Annotated in this window: 16 protein-coding genes and 1 pseudogene; 11 read left to right on the plus strand and 6 right to left on the minus strand. The window is 70.6% G+C overall.

All coding sequences use genetic code 11. The annotated features are described in order from the left end of the window. Positions 1-78 precede the first annotated feature (78 nt). The 4 genes from ACFV9W_RS37760 to ACFV9W_RS37775 all read left to right on the plus strand — a co-directional run bounded on the left by ACFV9W_RS37760 (position 79) and on the right by ACFV9W_RS37775 (position 5,015). On the plus strand, positions 79-477 hold the full coding sequence (locus ACFV9W_RS37760) for a hypothetical protein (RefSeq protein ID WP_385770386.1): 399 nt from the start codon (positions 79-81) through the stop codon (positions 475-477). A 1,813-nt stretch (positions 478-2,290) separates the two neighbouring features. Further along, positions 2,291-2,986, plus strand: coding sequence for a DUF998 domain-containing protein (locus ACFV9W_RS37765; RefSeq protein ID WP_385770388.1), 696 nt, complete (start codon positions 2,291-2,293; stop codon positions 2,984-2,986). A gap of 29 nt (positions 2,987-3,015) precedes the next feature. After that, positions 3,016-4,314 carry a sensor histidine kinase gene (locus ACFV9W_RS37770; RefSeq protein ID WP_385770390.1) on the plus strand — a complete coding sequence of 433 codons (1,299 nt, stop codon included), beginning with the start codon at positions 3,016-3,018 and terminating at the stop codon, positions 4,312-4,314. Positions 4,315-4,316: 2 nt separating this feature from the next. Continuing rightward, complete coding sequence (locus ACFV9W_RS37775) at positions 4,317-5,015, plus strand: response regulator (protein ID WP_385770393.1); 699 nt, start codon at positions 4,317-4,319, stop codon at positions 5,013-5,015. A 103-nt stretch (positions 5,016-5,118) separates the two neighbouring features. Here the strand turns inward: ACFV9W_RS37775 and ACFV9W_RS37780 are convergent, their stop codons facing one another. Beyond that, positions 5,119-6,156 carry a ketoacyl-ACP synthase III family protein gene (locus ACFV9W_RS37780; RefSeq protein ID WP_385770395.1) on the minus strand — a complete coding sequence of 346 codons (1,038 nt, stop codon included), beginning with the start codon at positions 6,154-6,156 and terminating at the stop codon, positions 5,119-5,121. A 229-nt stretch (positions 6,157-6,385) separates the two neighbouring features. Here ACFV9W_RS37780 and ACFV9W_RS37785 point away from each other — a divergent pair. From ACFV9W_RS37785 to ACFV9W_RS37805, 5 genes and pseudogenes are all read left to right on the plus strand, one after another. Further along, positions 6,386-7,084: pseudogene (locus ACFV9W_RS37785) on the plus strand (NDP-hexose 2,3-dehydratase family protein); the annotation flags it as partial. A 30-nt stretch (positions 7,085-7,114) separates the two neighbouring features. Beyond that, complete coding sequence (locus tag ACFV9W_RS37790; RefSeq protein ID WP_385770417.1) at positions 7,115-7,882, plus strand: NDP-hexose 2,3-dehydratase family protein; 768 nt, start codon at positions 7,115-7,117, stop codon at positions 7,880-7,882. Continuing rightward, positions 7,879-8,571 (plus strand): Gfo/Idh/MocA family protein, encoded by a 693-nt coding sequence (locus tag ACFV9W_RS37795; protein WP_385770397.1) that lies wholly within the window; start codon positions 7,879-7,881, stop codon positions 8,569-8,571. The genes ACFV9W_RS37790 and ACFV9W_RS37795 overlap by 4 nt, the downstream gene beginning before the upstream one ends. Before the next feature lie 55 nt (positions 8,572-8,626). Further along, positions 8,627-8,830 (plus strand): hypothetical protein, encoded by a 204-nt coding sequence (locus ACFV9W_RS37800; RefSeq protein WP_385770399.1) that lies wholly within the window; start codon positions 8,627-8,629, stop codon positions 8,828-8,830. Next, positions 8,830-9,039, plus strand: a complete 210-nt coding sequence (locus tag ACFV9W_RS37805) for a hypothetical protein (RefSeq protein ID WP_385770401.1) — start codon at positions 8,830-8,832, stop codon at positions 9,037-9,039. Before ACFV9W_RS37800 ends, ACFV9W_RS37805 begins: the two co-directional genes overlap by 1 nt. A 308-nt stretch (positions 9,040-9,347) precedes the next feature. Here the strand turns inward: ACFV9W_RS37805 and ACFV9W_RS37810 are convergent, their stop codons facing one another. Beyond that, positions 9,348-9,560 (minus strand): hypothetical protein, encoded by a 213-nt coding sequence (locus ACFV9W_RS37810; protein ID WP_385770403.1) that lies wholly within the window; start codon positions 9,558-9,560, stop codon positions 9,348-9,350. A 511-nt stretch (positions 9,561-10,071) separates the two neighbouring features. Between ACFV9W_RS37810 and ACFV9W_RS37815 the strand changes: the two genes are divergently transcribed. Together ACFV9W_RS37815 and ACFV9W_RS37820 are read left to right on the plus strand one after the other, a co-directional pair. Further along, the gene (locus ACFV9W_RS37815; protein WP_385770405.1) at positions 10,072-11,565 is read left to right on the plus strand and encodes a DUF4041 domain-containing protein; all 1,494 of its coding nucleotides are present in this window, start codon (positions 10,072-10,074) and stop codon (positions 11,563-11,565) included. Positions 11,566-11,931: 366 nt separating this feature from the next. Then, positions 11,932-12,864, plus strand: coding sequence for a hypothetical protein (locus ACFV9W_RS37820; RefSeq protein ID WP_385770407.1), 933 nt, complete (start codon positions 11,932-11,934; stop codon positions 12,862-12,864). 297 nt (positions 12,865-13,161) lie between these two features. Here ACFV9W_RS37820 and ACFV9W_RS37825 read toward each other — a convergent pair whose 3' ends face one another. The 4 genes from ACFV9W_RS37825 to ACFV9W_RS37840 all read right to left on the minus strand — a co-directional run bounded on the left by ACFV9W_RS37825 (position 13,162) and on the right by ACFV9W_RS37840 (position 17,330). Beyond that, positions 13,162-13,806: a hypothetical protein gene (locus tag ACFV9W_RS37825; RefSeq protein ID WP_385770409.1), complete on the minus strand. Its 645-nt coding sequence runs from the start codon at positions 13,804-13,806 to the stop codon at positions 13,162-13,164. A gap of 267 nt (positions 13,807-14,073) precedes the next feature. Further along, entirely contained in the window at positions 14,074-15,288 is a 1,215-nt protein-coding gene (locus ACFV9W_RS37830) for an MFS transporter (protein ID WP_385770411.1), read from the minus strand. 71 nt (positions 15,289-15,359) lie between these two features. Continuing rightward, the gene (locus ACFV9W_RS37835) at positions 15,360-15,986 is read right to left on the minus strand and encodes a hypothetical protein (protein ID WP_385770413.1); all 627 of its coding nucleotides are present in this window, start codon (positions 15,984-15,986) and stop codon (positions 15,360-15,362) included. A 75-nt stretch (positions 15,987-16,061) separates the two neighbouring features. Continuing rightward, positions 16,062-17,330, minus strand: coding sequence for a hypothetical protein (locus tag ACFV9W_RS37840; protein ID WP_385770415.1), 1,269 nt, complete (start codon positions 17,328-17,330; stop codon positions 16,062-16,064). Positions 17,331-17,481 lie beyond the last annotated feature (151 nt).

Raw genomic sequence — 17,481 nt, forward strand, 5'->3', positions numbered from 1 at the left:
TGAGTGGGACGCCTGCGAGGCAGATGCATACAGTGATGCAGTCGCAGAGCAGGTAGACGGGCGAGAGGGGAATTGCTGGTGACGGCGAGTCAGGAGAAGCGCGAGGTCGATCCCGCGGACCTGGAGGACGTCGAATCGCCGGAGCGCGCGCAGGATGTTCTGCGTGCGATGCGCGCTCTGGCATCCAACCCAAAGGTCGATGACACCGTTCGAGAGATGGCGAGGGGTGTGCTCTCCGGGAACCTCAGCTTGCGCGAAGCTGTGCTCTCCGATGTCTACATGGACGCAGTCGGTGCACGGGTAAGCGAGGCGTTCCAGGCGGCCAAGGGGCTGGCACCCGAGGAAGAGCAGAAGAACGCGGACCGCTTCAATGCCTGGGTGGCAGAGCAACGCCGGGCGGATGAGGCTGAGTCGCCGCGCACTGCAGACTTGGGACGAACCCCCAGTGGTGCGGTGCACGACCTGCGACGTTCGTAGTCACCAGCCACGCATGGCCTGCAGGAGGCTGGGGTGGTCCGCCTGCCTGGTGCTCAATGCGTGTCGGGGCTGATGCCGACTTGGGTGACAGGTCGAATCTCGCGACCTCGTGCGTAGGTCCGGTCGGAGGAAGAGTCCCCTACTGGCATCATCATCGTCGTGCAACGGGGCTGGTGCAGGTTTGAGGGACGGAGGCGGGCCCGAGGCTTGCGCGGGCGTGTGGTCAGTGGAGGCCAATGTGAGTCAAGGACATCCTCTTGCTCGCAGCGTCAGGCGACAGTGCCTGGCGTTGGGCAACGGCGCCCAGTGGGTGCGATGCCGGTCGACAGTTCATGAAGCCTGCAGAACGGGGCGAGAATTGACGGCTCGCTAAAGCCGCGAACCGTGAGAAGCAGCCAGCAACCTCTGTCGAGAGCGTCGAACTATGAACGCTGGGCATGTGGTCCGTGAACTTCCACGCAGTCGCCGCGAGCAACTTGCAACGGCGCAAAGCGGCGTTCAAGAACTCGGCTGGGAGTGTCCGTACCTGGGGGTCAAGAGGTCGCAGGTTCAAATCCTGTCGTCCCGACAGTTCGAACGATCGAACGTCGCAGGTGAAGGGCCGTTTTCGAACGGCCCTTTTTCTGTTGCTCCCGCGCTCCCACTGGGGGCGCGGCGAGTGAGGGCAGGCTCCCATTGTCCCCTTGCCTGTGTGCTCCCACTCGGGCCGATGCGCACATATTCGATTCCTTGGGCGTGTGTTCACGTCCGACCCCGGGTTGTTACCGGCGGCTCCCGTCCCATGGGTGGCTTTGCGGGTAAGGGCTTGAGCTCTTCGCGCTGGAAGGGGTCGCTCCCAGTGGGAGTGGGGACGGGAGCGGCGTCCCCTTGGCTGGAATCCGGGTTATGGGGCCATGTGAAATTTTGACCCCAGTTCCGATTCCGGGTGGGTGGTATGCGGCTTTCGGTGGTGGCTGTTGGGGGCTGCATCGAGAGGTTGAACGCGGGTGGGAGCGGTTCGGGGAGGTTCGCGTGTGCTGTGCGATCTGGAGAGGGGGTGTCGTTATGGCGTCCGCTCCCACTGAGGGCTTTTGCGTACCAGGGCCTGGTGGTCGACTCCATCCCCATGGTTCATGTCACGAAAACGATCGCTGAACCGGAGCGAGTGCTGGGGCATGTCCGTGCCCGCCGTCATCCTCCAGGCCTTGAACTGTGTGGCTGTCCCTGTCCCTGTCTCTGGCCTCGCTGCCTACGCGGCTACCGGCCGATCCAAGCCGTTCACGCTCACCGCGCGGTCCGTGTCTGCCGATGCGACGCACGCATCATGGCGAGTTGTGTACTCGGGCATATCGACTGCCCGCTGAGCGCGGTCATGGAGAGGCTCCACCGTTGGTGGCACCGAGAAGAACGGGCCGCCCGGGAGGAGTTCATGACCAGGGTGCCGCAGGCACGGAACCGCACTTTCGTCCATGCGGGTATGCCGCTGCTCCTGGGCGCGGTCGGCGACGCGGCGATCTGGCGTGCCCAGCTGCTTCGGCGCCTCGCCCGCTACCGGCCCGAGATCGACACGGCGGCGACCGAGTCCCACGCGCCGAACCTCAGGAGACGTCCACAACCGGGAGCCGTCCCCGCTCCGGCATACACCGTTCGGTGTATGGCGTGCGCCAGAGGCGCAGGCGCAGGTGACCGCCCGTGGACGACGACGTGAGGGTGTCGGGTTCCTAGCTTGAGGGTGTCGGGCTCGGGACCGGGTCCGACGCCCGTTCCGTACGCCGGGCCCGCCGGTTACCGGGCCGGCGGGGGAGGGGCCGACCCCAACGGAAGGCAGGACTCCATGCTGACTCAGACCGAATCGTTCTCCCGTCAGGGCAGCGGCCGCACGACGAGGACGGCCCCGGGCCGTCGCCTCGCGCTGTGGCCTGCCGCCGCCGTCGCCGCCTCGGCGGCGGCTATCGTCGCCGCGGATCTGGTCAACCCCGCATACAGTCCGGTCACCGAGGTGATCAGCCGGTACGTGAACGGGAACCACGGCTGGCTGATCACGGCCGCGCTGCTCACCATCGGCGTCGCCTCGGCGGCGAGCACGGCGCGGCTGCGGGGCACCGACGTGTGCCGGACGGGACGGGTCGCGCTCGTGGTGTGGGCCGCCGGGGTGTTCGTCGCCGGGATCTTTCCCGCCGACCCGCCGGGGCTGTGGGGGCAGCCGTCGCCCGCGGACATGGTCCACGGCATGGCCGCCACCCTTGCGTTCGTGGCGCTGCCGCTTGCCGCGCTCCTGCTCCACCGCAGGCTCGCGGCCCGTTGGGCGGGAGGCGCCGCACTCCTGCGGGTGGTCTCGCGGTTCTCGTTGATCTCCACGGCCGTTCTGGTGGTGTTTCTGGGCGACGTGATGGGTGGGCCGTCGTTGTCGATCGGTGGGTTTCCCACCGTGGTCGGGCTCGTCGAGCGGATCGCGTTCGGCGCAGATCTGCTCTGGGTCGCGCTCGCCGCGGTCGCCGTCTCCCGCCCCGCGACGCGGCGTACGAGGTGAACGGCGGTGCGGGTAGGCACAATTGCCCGATGACCGCGGAACGGACTGCTACAGAGCCGACAGAGTCGTACGCTGACGAGCCCACGGCACGGGAGGACGTCGTCGACGGCCGAGGCACGCGTCCGAGCCGGCCGTGGGCGTCGCCGGGACGGCCCGTGATCTCCCTGGCGGCCGCGACGGCGGTGGCCGTGCTCACCGGAGAGGCGCTGGCGGGCAGCGGCCCGACCGTGGCCGGGACGGCCCCGCTCGCCGCCGGACTCGCCCTGGCGCTGTTGGCGGGGTGGCGGTGGCCGCTGGCCGCGCTGCTGGTCAGTGTCCAGATGGTGATCGCCTGCCGGGCCGCAGACCTGTTCGATGCCGGCTGGATCTGGCCCGCCTCCGCCGCGTACTTCGTGGTGGCGGCGTCGGAGCGGCCCGTGCGAGGGCGCCTTCGCCGGCTCATGAGCTCGGGGCCCGCGCTCGCCGTCGCGGTCGGCGTCTTCCAAGTCGCCTTCGCCGCCAACTGGCAGTTGTTCGTGGCGGGCGCGGAGACCCGCGAGGTGGTCGCCGGGCTCGGCGCGGAGACACTGTGGCTGGGCCTGGTGCTCGCCGCCGCGACCGCGTACCGCAACTGGCGGCGCTGGCGCGCAGAGCTGTCCGCGGGTCTGGAACGGAAGGCCCGGGAGCGGGAGTTGACGGCGCGTGGCCGCGCCGAGGCGGAACGGCTGCGGATCGCCCGCGAACTGCACGACGTGGTCGCCCACACCCTCACCGTGGTCGGAGTGCAACTCCGGGTCGCCGTCGAGGCGATGGAGGACTCCCCCGAGGAGGCGCGGGACGCCCTGGACACCGCCCAGCGGGTGCGGACCACGGCCGTCAACGATCTGCGCGCACTGCTCGGTGTGCTGCGGGACCCCTCCGACGCGGCGGGGCCGGCCATGCAACTCGCCCCGGAACGCGGGCTGGAGGGCATAGGCGACCTCCTCGCCCAGACCCGGGCCGCCGGCCTGGAGACCGGCATCGAGATCTTCGGCAACCCGGAGGCCGTCCCCGCGCCGGTGGCCCTCGCGGTCCACCGGATCGTGCAGGAGTCGCTGACCAACGCCATCCGGCACTCCGGTGGCGGACGCGTCGACGTGACCCTGCGATGCGGGCCGGACGTGGTGGATGTCCTGGTCCGCGACGACGGCAGCGGCGGGGCGCCGCACGCGAGCGCCGGATACGGCGTCCGCGGAATGCGGGAGCGTGTCTCCGCCCTCGGAGGTACGTTTTCGGCTGGTCCCGCCGCACCGGACGACGGTCGCGGCGGTTACTCCGTCCGGGCCGTGATACCTGTGCCAAGCTACTGACCATGACCATTACGGTGCTGATCGCCGACGACCAGTCCCTGGTGCGGGCCGGATTCCGCAGCCTGCTGCGCAGGAGTCGGGACATCGAGGTCGTGGGGGAGGCGGCCTCGGGTGGCGAGGCGGTGCAGACCGCGCGCGCCCTGCGTCCGGACATCGTCCTGATGGACATCCGGATGCCGGGAACCGACGGGCTGACCGCCACCGAAACCATCACCGGCGATCCGGGCCTGGCCGGATGCCGGGTCATCGTGCTGACCACCTTCGAGACCGACGAGTACGTGTTCGCCGCACTGCGCGCCGGGGCCAGCGGCTTCCTCAGCAAGGAGATCGAGCCGGAAGACCTTCGGCAGGCGATCCGCGCGGTGGCCGGGGGCGATGCGCTGCTGTCGCCGAGCGCGACCCGCCGGGTGGTCGAGGAGTTCGCGCAGCGGCCCACCGTGGCTCCGTCCGTGCTCCCGGACCGCCTCGCCGTGCTGACGTCCCGTGAACGCGAGGTGGCGGGCCTGGTCGCGGCCGGACTCTCCAACGAGCAGATCGCCGCGCGGCTGGTGATCAGCCCGATGACGGCCAAGACCCATGTCACCAGGGCCATTTCCAAGCTGGGCGTCCGCGACCGCGTCCAGCTCGTCGTGCTGGCCTACGAGACTCGGATGATCCAGCCGGGCCACACCGTGGCCGACGTGCTGCAGCGCGAGCACTGACGGCCGCCGACCCCCGGCATGGCGGAGCGCCGCGGCTCGGGGCACCCGGGCCGTACGTCCACGCCTCTCAGGCACCTCTACCAGGTACGTCTCCCAAATACCTCTACGCCACCCAGGCCGGCCGTTCCAGCACGCGCACAATGGCGCACGAGATGGAGATGCCGACGCCCACGCCGATCATCAGGACATGATCGCCGGGGGCCAGCGCACCTGACTCCAGCAGATGGTCCAGGCCCGCGATCTGGTCCCCGGCTCCCAGATGACCCACGCGACGGCTGAACTCCAGCGTGCCGCGCCAGGTGTCCAGACCGAGCGGGGCCAGGGTGCGGCGCAGGAATCTCTCGTGCGCCCAGTTCATGTGCGTCACCCGGGCGATGTCGCCGATCTCCACCTCGGCGTCGGCCAACGCCTCCTTCACCGCCCGGCCCGTCGCGCTGCCGATCAGCTCGTGGTCGGCGAGACCGGCGGCGGCCTCGGACGTCGCGTACTGGGCGGCCCGCGCCTTGAGGTCCACCGCCCGGCCCACACTGGGGCCCGGCGGGAACAGCGGCTCGTCACCCCGGTGCAGCAGCTCCAGGCTCGGGACGGAGGCGTTGGCCAGCGACACCACCTGCGCGAATCCCGGCCGGCGAGCGACGACGAGGGCCGTGCCGCCGTCACCGAGCACGATGTTCGTCATGCTGCGCCAGCGGTCCATCAGCGCTGTGCCGAAGTTGTCTCCGGAGGTCAGCAGTGCGGCGGCCCGCCGCGGATCGGCGTGCAGGTGGTTGGCCGCGGCCTCGATCGCCGCCAGCATTCCGTTGCAGCCCTGCCGCAGCTCCAGCGCGGGCACATCGGTGCCGAGCGTGTGCCGCAGCACGTAGTGCTGTGGTGACCAGGCATCGGGCCCCTGGTGATGGGTGGCGGTATGCACCAGCAGATCGATGTCGGCCGCGCCCAGACCCGAGCGCTCCAGGGCCAGCCGGCCCGCGGCGACCGCCAGATCGGGGGCCGGGGTGTCACCGGCGACCGCCACCGACACCCAGTTGCCCTGCGCCGCGTCCGCCGCGTCGTACAGGCCCAGCTCCACCGCCCGCTCCACAGGGAAGCGCTCCGGCAGATGGGTGGCCAACCCGGAGATGAACAAGTCGTCGAATCGCATGGGGTCTCCCTCTTCTACGTCTGTCGTGCGTTCCCGTCCGCCCCTTCCCGCGGCACGTGGCACCACGGTGTTCCCGTGCGGCCACCAGGCTCTCCGGCAGGCTTCGCCCCGCGCTCCAGTCGGGAGCGACCCGCTGTCGACCGTGCGTCGAGGGAGCTTGGATCACCCGTTCCTACGGTGGCGACGCAGGCCCTGCCCGGTGCGGGCGGCCGCAGAGAGGAGGTGTCACATGCCGTCGACGACAGGGGTGACAGGGACAGCGCAGCCGACGCGTGCGCCGCTGAACACGCACGTGGCGCGGACGGGAGCGGCGGGCGTCTCCGGCCCGGCCGCGCGGCTCGCCTCCTCCGCGCTCGTCGGGCGCAGCCCGCTTCCCGGGCCGACGACCGAGGAGTGGCTCGCGGCCCGCGGCGCGGCCGGCGCCCTCGCCGTCGAACGCGTCCCGCTGGAGGACCTCGCCGGTTGGTCCTTCGATCCCGGCACCGGCGACCTGCGGCACGACACCGGACGGTTCTTCAGCGTCGAAGGCCTCTCGGTGCGCCGCGAGACGGGCCCCGTGGAGGACTGGTCCCAGCCGATCCTGGTCCAGCGGGACGTCGGCGTCCTCGGCCTGCTGGTCAAGGAGTTCGACGGGGTACCGCACTTCCTCATGCAGGCCAAGATGGAGCCCGGCAACGCCAAGCGCACCCAGCTCTGCCCCACCGTGCAGGCCACCCGCAGCAACTACAGCGGCGTCCACGGTGGCGGCCCGGTGCCCTACCTGGACCACTTCATACGGCCGGGACGGGGCCGGGCGCTGGTCGACGTCCTCCAGTCCGAGATGGGCTCCTGGTTCCACCGCAAACGCAACCGCAACATGGTCGTCGAAGCCGTCGGAGACGTCCCTGTCTGAGACGACTTCCGTTGGACGACCCTCGGCGAGGTACTGCGCCTTCTCCACCAGGACGACATCGTCAACATGGACGTCCGCACCGTCCTGTCCTGCCTCGCGCTCGCCGCCCCGGACCCCGGCGAGCTGCCGGGCGACGTATTCCGCGCGGCCCTGCTGCGCTCGTTGCGCGCCGACGCCGGCACCCGCCACACCCTGGAGGATCTGGGGCAGTGGCTCACCCGCTCCAAGGTCGACCACCCCCTGGACACCCGGCGCGTGCCGCTCGCCGGGATCTCCGGCTGGCACCGGGACGCCGACGCCGTCGCCCACGACGAGGGCCGGTACTTCCGGATCGTCGGGGTCTCCGTCCGCGCCACCCAGAGGGAGGTCCGCTCCTGGACCCAGCCCCTGCTCGCCCCGGTGGGCCAGGGCGTCATCGCCTTCCTCGTCACGCGCGTCGACGGTGTGCTGCACGCTCTGGTCCAGGCCCGCGTCGAGGCCGGACTGCTGGACGGCGTCGAACTCGCCCCCACCGTCCAGTGCACGCCCGCGAATCTCGCCGGCACCGGGCTGCCGCGGCCGCCCTTCCTCGACACCGTCCTCGGCGCCGACCCGGCCGACATCCGCTACGACACCCTCCTGTCCGACGAGGGAGGCCGTTCCTACCACTCCCTGGCCCGGCACCTGGTCGTCGAGGTGCCCGAGACCTTCGCCGCCAGGGAGCCGGACGGATTCCGCTGGGTGTCCGTGGGACAGCTCGTGACCCTCACCCGGCACAGCTACCAGGTCAACGTGCAGGCCCGTTCGCTCCTCACCGTTCTGCACAGCCTCTGGACCGCTGAGGCCTCCGCATGACCGGCCGACCGACACGCGTCGGTGTCCTCGGCTGCGCGTCCATCGCCGAGCGCCGTGTCCTGCCTGCCCTCCGGCGTGCCGACGGCCTGGAGCCCGTCGCCGTCGCGAGCCGCGACGGCGCGAAGGCCGCCCGCTTCGGCTGCCGGGCCGTCACCGGCTACCGGGACCTGCTGGACGACCCCGACATCGACGCGGTCTACGTACCGCTCCCCACCGGGCTGCACGAGGAGTGGACCGAGTACGCCCTGCGCGCCGGTAAGCATGTCCTCGTGGAGAAGCCCCTGGCCACCGACGCGCGGGCCGCCGCCCGGCTGTTCGCCCTGGCCCGGGAGGGCGGCCTGGTGCTCATGGAGAACCTGATGTTCGTCCACCACGGCCTCCACCGCGCCGTGCGCCGCATCCTCGACGAGGGAACCATCGGCACGGTCCGCGAGATGACCGCGGAGTTCGGCATCCCGCAGCTCGCCCCCGACGACATCCGTTGGAAGCCCGAACTCGGCGGAGGCGCCCTGCTCGACATGGGCGTCTACCCGGTGCGCGCCGCCCAGATGTTCCTCGGCGGGCCTCTGGAAGTGGTCGGCGGCGCCCGCCGGTACGACACCGGCCACGGCGTCGACGTCGCCTGCTCCGCGGTCCTCGTCTCCCCGGACGGCGTCCCGGCCCCGGCGCATCGCCGCGTCCGCCGGTGACCCGGCCACCGTGCTCCACCGCCTGGCCTGGCGTCCGCTAACCGCGCCCTCAGCCGTGGCCGGGGACCTCGCCCTGCTCGATCCGTCCGGTGACCATCCCCTGGCCGCCGTCATCGACGCCGTCGACGCCGGGCGGCCGGCCCCCGCCACCGTGGTGGTCCTCACCGAGGCGGGGCCGGACGAACTCCACCAGGCCTCCCGCGCCCTGACCCTCACGGCGCAGTGGCTCGACGCCGAAGGCCTCGGCGGGGCCGGCTGATGGTCGCCACCAAGGGCGCGCTCGCCGTCCTCGACGGCGACCCGGCGCCCGACCCGGGGCAGGCCGCCGTCTGGGGAGTCCTGCGCAGCGCCCAGACCGAGCACCCCGACCGGTTCGTCCTGCTGGACACCGACCCTGCCCGGGACCTGAGGCCGGGTGAACTCGAAGCGGCGGCCCGCACCGGCGCACCCCAACTCTGCGGTTCTTGACGGGACAACTGACCCTGAGGGGGCAGGAGATCGGGACGTAGTGGAGACTGCGCCTGCCGAAAATTCCATCCGCGCAGCTCAAGAGGCATGCTGGTACGCGTGCAGGATTCCGCCGAGGCGGTCTCTCCGGCGCACCTTCAGCCGGGTGGTCTGTGTGCGGATGAGGGGGTCAGGGCCGGCGTGCAGCGGTCCTGCCTGCTGTAGCGCCTGGTGGGGCCGGTGAAGGCTGTAGTGCAGCTCGAACTGGCGAAGTGCGCGGCGCCGCTTCATCAGGTCGCGATGCCGGCGCAGCACGGTGTCAGGCCGGATCAGTAGGCGTTATCGACGCAGGACCGTGCGGGGTAATGGCACCAGCAGAGCGGCAAGGACACCCGGTCTTCCGGAGCGAGCTTCACCCGGTCCGCGCTGAGTTGTCGCTCGAGGACAGTGAGCTGGTTGCGCAGGGCGAGGATCTCCGTGACCTTGCCGCGGTCGCTCACCGGCAGCAACCGCAGCGCGCCGTACAGGTTGGTGATGGTCAACTAGACAAGACGCAGCAGCACAAGTGCTCATCCTGCCGCACCGCCGAGCAAGCTTCTGAGCTGCGTGGACGACCTTTTCGGCAGGCGCAGTGCCGCAATGGCAGGCGACTTGCCGTCCCGCCCGGACCGCGATTCGGAGGCTTGGGCGTGGGGCTCGCTTGGTCACGGGCCTTGCCGTTGCTCGGGGCGCGGGCGGAGAATTGCGTGATGCAGGGCGCCCCATGGGGCCGGCCCCCGCGCCGATGTGACGTAGGGGTGCGCGCCCGGGAGGGCGCAGGTCCCGACCCGTGGTTGCCTTCGCTTCAAGCCATTGGCCGGCCTTCCGGCATCGTGGACAGGTCGGTCGTCTTGTTCGTCCGTGTCCACGAGGTCGCGTTGCAGGAGCCGCTTGACCATGGCCTACCGGTTCAATCCTCCGCCCTCCTGGCCCCGACCGCCCGAGGGCTGGACACCTCCTCCTGGCTGGCAGCCGGATCCGTCGTGGCCCGTACCGCCGGGGTGGCAGCTTTGGGTGCCCGAAGGCCCGACGGCGCAGTTGAGCGAGTCCGCGCCCAGAGCCCCGCAGCAGTCTCCCTATGGCGATGCGGCTGATCCGGCGCCCAGCGGGGGAGGGCTGTTCGGGCGGCGTCGCAAGCAGGCAGAGGCTGAGGCGGCACGACGTGCCGAGCAGTTGGCGCAGGCCGACGGGCAGTTACGTGCGCTGCAGGAAGACAAGCGACAGCTGACCGAGCAGCTGGGCCGGGTCATAGGGGCCGATGCTGCGCAGATCGCCGCTGAGCAGCAGCGGCTCCACCGGATGCACGAGGAGAAGACCCGGGAGATCGAGCGCATCGACGCCCTCCTGGACGCCAAGGTGGAACACGCGGCCGAGCGGGCCGCCCAATCGCTCGTGGACGTACGCCGACGGGCCGAAGACCTGGCCGGGCAGGCGGCGCAAGCGGAACAGCGGGTGGCGGAGGCGCAGCGGCAGCTTGTGGTCACCGACGAGACGCAGATGCTCCAGGAGGCGGGCATCTACGAATACCGCCACCCCCTGGCGGACGCGGTCGCGTACAAGAACCGCCTGGATTCCCTCAAGGCGCACCACAAGCAGCTGGCCAGGGACAACCGAGCTGTGCTCGCGGCACAGGACTGGACGGTCAACGGCTCCGTCGCGCAGGGCCGCAAGATGGTCCGCGACTTCTCGAAGCTGATGTTGCGCGCCTACAACGCTGAGGCGGACAACGCCGTACGGGGAATGAAGCCGCACCGCCTCAGCTCCCTGATCGACCGCCTGAACAAGACCCGCGACACGATCGCCAGGCTCGGCGCCACGATGCACATTCGCATCAGTGACGAGTACCACCGGCTCCGCGTCGAGGAGCTGGAGCTCACGGCGGACTACGTCACGAGGAAGGAGATCGAGAAGGAGGAGCAACGCGAACTGCGTGCGCAGCAGCGCGAGGAGGAGCGGTTGCAGCGCGAGTTGGAGCGCGAGCGACAGCGCCTGGGGAAGGAACGCAGCCATTACGAGAGTGCGCTGCGTCGGCTGCGCGCCGGGACGGCGAACCCGGAGGCCATGGCCGAACTTGAGGCAAAATTGCAGGAGTTGGGGGCCCAGCTCGACGCGGTCGATGCACGCGAGGCCAATATCCGCGCCGGGTACGTCTACGTCATCTCCAATCTCGGTGCGTTCGGCGAACGCATGGTCAAGATCGGCCTGACGCGGCGTCTGGACCCGATGGACCGTGTCAACGAACTCGGCGACGCCTCCGTCCCCTTCCGGTTCGATGTCCATGCCCTGATCTTCAGTGAGGATGCCGTCGGACTCGAACGCCGGCTGCACCAGGAATTCGAGTCCCGCCGAGTCAACCGGGTCAACCGACGCCGCGAGTTCTTCTACGTCGCTCCGGCCGACGTGCGGGATGCGCTGCAGCGGTTCGCCGGAGAGCACCTGCTGGAGTTCCGGGACACCGCCGAGGCACCGGAGTGGCGGGCGAGCCAGGCGGACGGCGGACTGCGCTGACGAGGCGGCCGTGCGTGCGTACTCCGGGTGGTAGCCGGGAACGTTGCCCTCCAGCTGGCAGAAAGTGAGCCGCAGCAGGCCGCCGCTGATTGCGCAACCAGTGACGCCCTCGTAGGCGGCGTGGTCGGGTCTCTACCGTGTGGGTGGAGGAGGCGACGCTGATGGGGTCGTTGATTGGTGAGTTGGAGGCGCGGGAGGCGGCGGCCCGGGTGCGGTCGCCGCCGTCCTCGACGAGTGGCGGAACCGCCGGGGCCGCACCGTGCCGGGGGCCGAGCGGGGCGGGCCGCCCACCGACTAGCATCGCCGGGTTCGTGCCACCCACCGGCCCGGGCATCGGGGTGCGGCGTACAGGGGAGCTGACACGGCATGAGAACGAAGAGGGCGGCGGCGTGGGCGGTAGTGGTGCTGATGCTCGGGGCGGCCGTCGGCGGCTGCGGCGAGCAATCGGACAAGGGACCGTCCGGCAGCAGCGCGAAGCACACGAAGTCCCAGCGCGAACCCGAGGACAAGTCTGATTCACGGGTCGTCGAGGACGACGATGAGCACACCGTCCTCGAACTGTCCGACGGCCGGCAGGTGTCGCTGCGCTTCACTCGCCGCGGCCTGGAGGCACAGCATCGCGACGCCTCTGACGACGCCTGGTCCGCCCGGAAGACGGTCTATGAGACCGGCACCAAACCGTGCCAGGGCATCAGGGCAAAGGCGTACCGGGACACCGTGTGGCTCGCGGCCGGCTTCGGCGAGTACTGCAGGGACGGCGAAGAACCGCAGGAGGTGATCGCGGCCGTCGCCACCGGGGGCCTCTCCTCCTGGACCACCGACCCGACCGAAAAGTCCGGCGTCTGGCCGAAGGCCCGCATCCGCGACGGTGGCGCCCGAGTGGACTTCGTCGATCGCAGCTGGGTGAACACCACCACGCTGACCTGGCGCAAAGGCTCCGGATTCGCCAAGGTGGCCACGGAGTGGAAGCCCATCCACCCCTGGTTCGTGGGCCGGTGGCGAGCCGCGGACGGCAGCCAGCAGGTGACCATCCATCAGGTCGAGCCGGGCAGATCCGCACGCGTGGTCATCGAGTCCCGCACCGGCCCGCGATGCAAGGGCAGCGCCGTTGTCACCGGCATCGACCAGCACGACCTGTCCATGAGCAACTTCAAGCTCGATCAGGGCACCAGGGCCGTCAACTGCCCGCCGGAGGAGACCGAGTACTCCTTCGACGTGAAGTCCTCGGACGGCCCGCTGCGCCTACGCAAGATCGGCAACCACCCGAAGACCGTCCTTACCTATGAGCGGGCGGGCTGACGCAACTGGCGGACGACAGACACCGCCTCAATGTTCCCCATGGCACCGAAACGCCGGATGCCCTACGGAAGGGGCGAGTCGCCCCGAGGGTCAGGACCAGGCCCTGCACGACTGGCACACCGCGTGGATCGTCCACGAACGCGCCATCCAGGACGTGTTCACCACGGCGTTCCCCGCCCTGAACACCCTTCCGCGCGACTGAGTCCGGGTTCCGTGTCGAACGTGTCACGGCTCTCGCCCTGCCCGTGCCTCTGCGGTCGCGGAGGGGCACGGGCAGGGCGAGGAACGGTGGCCGTGTCAGCGCACGTGGACGGCTCCGGTGTGGGTGTTCAGCGTGTAGTGGTGTCCGTGGACGCGGGCCGTGCTGTGGTGGGCGTCCAGGGCGGCGATCCGTACGCCGTTCTTGGTGACCCAGGCCTGGTACGTGCCATTCGGCAGCTTGGTGACGTGGGCGACGGCACCGTCCGCGAGCCGCACGTCGTGGGTCTTGCAGCTCTGGTTCTTGTGGTGCTTCTTCTTGTGGTCCTGCTTCTTGTGGTGCGCGTCCTTCTTCGAGTGCTGCGGCACATCCTGCTCGCTGTGCCAGCCGCCGGGGTGTTCCACTCCGGCGAAGCCGTTCGCCTGGTTGAGTACGTAGGTGTAACCGTGCACGCGCTGAGTCTTGTGCGCCGAGTCGAGCGCCGCGATCCGCACGCCGTGCTTGGTGACCCAGGCCTGGTACGTGCCGTTCGCCAGCTTGGTGACGTGTGCGGTGCTGCCGTCACTGAGCGGCAGGGTCTGCGTACGGTCCGCCTTGCCGTGCTGGGCGGCGGAGACGGTGGCGGTGGCCGCGGGCTGAGTGGACCGCGGAGCGGCTTCGGCGGTGGCGGCGACGGCGGTCACGGCGCCGAGGCCCAGAACGGCGGATGCCAGAGTCGTGCGGGCAATACGAGAGGTCTGCATGCGCCGGCCCCTTTCCATGAGTCGAGCGAGTCGAACGAATTGGTTGCGTCTTCCGCGTCGTGTTGACCGCGTACTCATGAAGCTAGGTGGGGCATATGGCGATCTTCCGTATGAAATATCACAGACGCATGACAACGCCTGGATTTTGGACGTATCAGGACGAAAGACCTGCCCGTGAAGAGGCCTCCGTCCGGCCGGGCGGAGGCCAACCGTCCCCTTCTCCGGAGCCCCGGCCACTAGGCCCGCCAACGTGCCGAGCCCGCAGGCCTAGTGACCCGCATGCTCCGCCGGTACCCCGCGGAGCCGCAGCAGGGCCAGTGGCGTAAGGAGTACCGCCAGGAGGCCGCCGGTGAGGGCCAGCGTGGGGAAGCCGGCGCCGGCCACCACCGCGCCGGAGGCTGCCCCGCCCGTGGCGCCCGCGAGGGAGATGCCGACGTCGACGAGGCCCTGGGTGCAGGCCCGGGTGGCCACGGGGAGCGCGTCCGTGATGAGGGCCGTGCCGCTGACGAGGCCGAAGTTCCAGCCGAGGCCCAGCAGGACCAGGGCCGTGGCGAGCGCGGCGACGGAGTGCGGCGGCGCCAGAGCGGCGAGCGCCCCCGCCGCGAGCAGCGTCGTCCCGGAGGCCGCGGCCAGCCACAGCCGTCCGATGCGGTCGACAAGCAGCCCCGTGAGCGGCGACGGCAGATACATGGCGCCCACGTGCAGGGCGATGACCAGGCCCGTTGCCTGGGTGCCGTGCCCGTGGGCCTGCATGTGGACCGGCGTCATCGTCATGACGGCGATCATCACGAGCTGGGTGAGGATCATGACAGCGGTGCCGGTGGCCAGGCCGCGGCTGTCCGTACGTCCCCCTGTCCCGGCGGCCGACCCCGGCTCCGCCGTCGCCTCCTCCTCGGCGGCCCGTTCGCGCGCGAGCAGCAGCGGGTCCGGGCGCAGGAGGACGGCCAGTGCCAGGGAGGCCGCACCGTACGCGGCCGTGGCGAGGAGGAAGGGGCCCGCGAGGCGCGGTATGCCCCAGGCGTGTGCCCAATTACCCATCACGTGGACGAGGTTGGGGCCGATGACCGCCCCGAACGTCGTCGCGAACAGGACGGTGCTGACTGCCCGGCCACGCCGCGCGGGCGAGGCGAGGTCGGCCCCGGCGTACCGGGCGAGGAGATTCGCGGCCGTGCCCGATCCGTACACCAGCAGCGAGACGAACAGCAGCGGCACGCTGTCCGCGACCGCGGCGAGCACGACGCCGAGGCTGCCGACCGCGCCCGTCCCGTACCCCAGGGCGAGCCCGGGGCGGCGGCCCCACCGCTGGCAGAGCCGCCCGATGCCCAGCGAACCGAGCGCGGCGCCCCCGGTGAACAGCGCGCTGGGCAGCCCGGCAAGGCTCGTGGAGCCCAGCATCTGCTCGGCGAGCAACGCCCCCACGGTGATACCGGCGGCGAGGCCCGCCCCGCTCAGGGCCTGGCAGAGTACGAGGACGGTCAACACCCATCGCTGCGCGGGGTGTTCGGGCTCGGCCGTCGGTCGTCGTCCGGCCTGTGAAGGGCGTGCCGCAGAGGTCACGCCGCGCCGATCGGCTCGGCGGGGGTGTTTGGCGCGGCGGGGTCGTTCGGCTCCAACGGTTCGAGCGCCGAGATCTCGTCCAGCGGCATGTCCATGTGCTGGTGGAGGTAGCGCACGATGGTCCAGTGCGGCAGCGCACCCTCGTCGAAGGGCCCGAACTCCCGGCAGTACAGCGGGATCCAGCGCAGCGCCTCCTCGGCGGCCTGCTCGCGGCCCGGCTCGGCCTGGTAGTCCTCGTAGGCGATGCTGCGGTGGTGGATGAAGTACCGGCCCGGCAGGCGATCCTCGCACAGGGCGACGTATTCGCGGGTCTGCAGGATCAGGTAGTGCCAGATCTCGTCGATGGCCTGCTCGACGGGGAGGAAGAGGCCGCTGAGCCGATCGCGGTACTTCGACACGAGGTAGAGGTAGCGGAGGCACTCTGCCACCTGCCGCTCCACGTAGGCGCGTTCCTCGCCCGTTTCCTTCACGAAGTACGTGATCACCTCGCCGTGCAGGGCGTGGCCGAGCAGTTCGCGCAGGTCCTCGTCGGTGACGGTCGTGGTGGGTGCTTCGTGTGCTTCGTGTGCTTCGTGCGCGGCATGCGGGTTCTGCTGGTTGGCCATGTGGTTCTGGTCGCTCACGTCGTTCCCCTCGGATGCTTCCCTCGGTGCTGCCCCGGTTCTCCCGGCCGTCGCTCCCTCTGGGGGCGGTGCCCGTCAACTCCGCGCCAGCCAGGCGTACTTGCCCGAGGTGCCGATGGGGATGTGGTCCCGGTGTTCGACGCGGCAGGCGCGCCCGGTCAGCGCGGAGATGGAGCGCCCCAGGGTTTCGGACTCCTCCGTGCCGAGCGGCTTGCCGTCGAAGGTGGTGCAGCGCAGCACGGCCGACTGCGGCCCGCGCCCCTCCGTTTCGGCCTCCGGCAGCACCAGCTGGTGCACGAAGACGCGGGGTGCGGCGGCGACCCGCTCGTCCAGGTCGCCCGCCGCGACGGGCCCGTCCGGGCCGTCGAGGAGCTCCTTCTCCCGGCCGCAGAACGAGACGATCTTCTCGGGGTCCGGCGAGCCGTCCCGCGTACGGGCGCAGTCGCCGGAGCGATAGCGGACCAGTGGCATGTGCGGGTTGCGGACGCTGGTGACGATGAGGGAGTAGAGGGTGCTGCCCGCGGTGACGGGGAGGAGCTCGACGCTCATCCCCTCCAGGTACGGGCGGTAGCTGCCGGTGCGGTCGCTGTAGAAGAGGTAGCCGAGCTCGGTGCTGCCGAAGAGGTCGACGACCGGGCAGTCGAACCTGCTCTCCAGGAAGCGGCGTACGTTGCGCGGCGTGTACTCGTACGCGGTGATGATGCTCGCCGGGCGCGGGAACGACTCCGGGTTCTCCCACAACCCGGCGTCCTCGGCGTGGCGCACGAGGTGTGCCAGGTGGTAGCCGGAGCAGTCCAGGTGGTAGCGGCCCTCGGGGTGCGAGGCGGCGATCGCGCGCAGCTCGCCGAGCATGCGCTCGACATCGGCACGCTCCCACAGGGCGGGGTCGAGACGCAGGTTGAGATAGACGGTGCGCTCGTCCAACCTCCGGTCATCGAGGGAGGGTTCGGCGCCCGGGGTGCTTGCGTCGCCGCGCTTCCTCGCATTCACGCGGGCCACGTGTTCGGTCGCCAGGACGGTGGTGAGGGAGGCGCGTCGGCAGCCGTCCCGCCAGGTGTGCGCGATGTCGGGGTGCTCGCTCCACAACCGGTAGTAGGAGCGGAGCAGAAAGTACGGGGGGCGGATGAGCTGCATCCGCGCGTGGTTGGTGCCGGTGGACAGGACGTACTCCGCCTCGCCCGCCGCGAGGGCGGCCTCCAGCCGAGGTGTCATCCAGTTGTCCGGGAACCCGCGGGCGATCTCGGGCTTCTCCAGCACGGGGAAGTGGCCGCGCGCGACGGAGTCGCGGTAGATCGGTATGTCCTTGACCTGCTCTATGACGTCGGCAGTCGGCTGACCGTTCATGGTCGTCCTCGAAGGATCGGGAGCGTGGGGGGAGGGGGCGGGCGCTCGCTGTCGCCCGTACGTCGCCCGGGGGCGGGGGGGGCCCCGCGCGCCGCGGACCCCCCGGGGGGGGGCGCGACCGGCCGCGGGGGCAACCCCCCCCAGCCCCACA

Source organism: Streptomyces sp. NPDC059897, assembly GCF_042730865.1.
GTDB lineage: Bacteria > Actinomycetota > Actinomycetes > Streptomycetales > Streptomycetaceae > Streptomyces.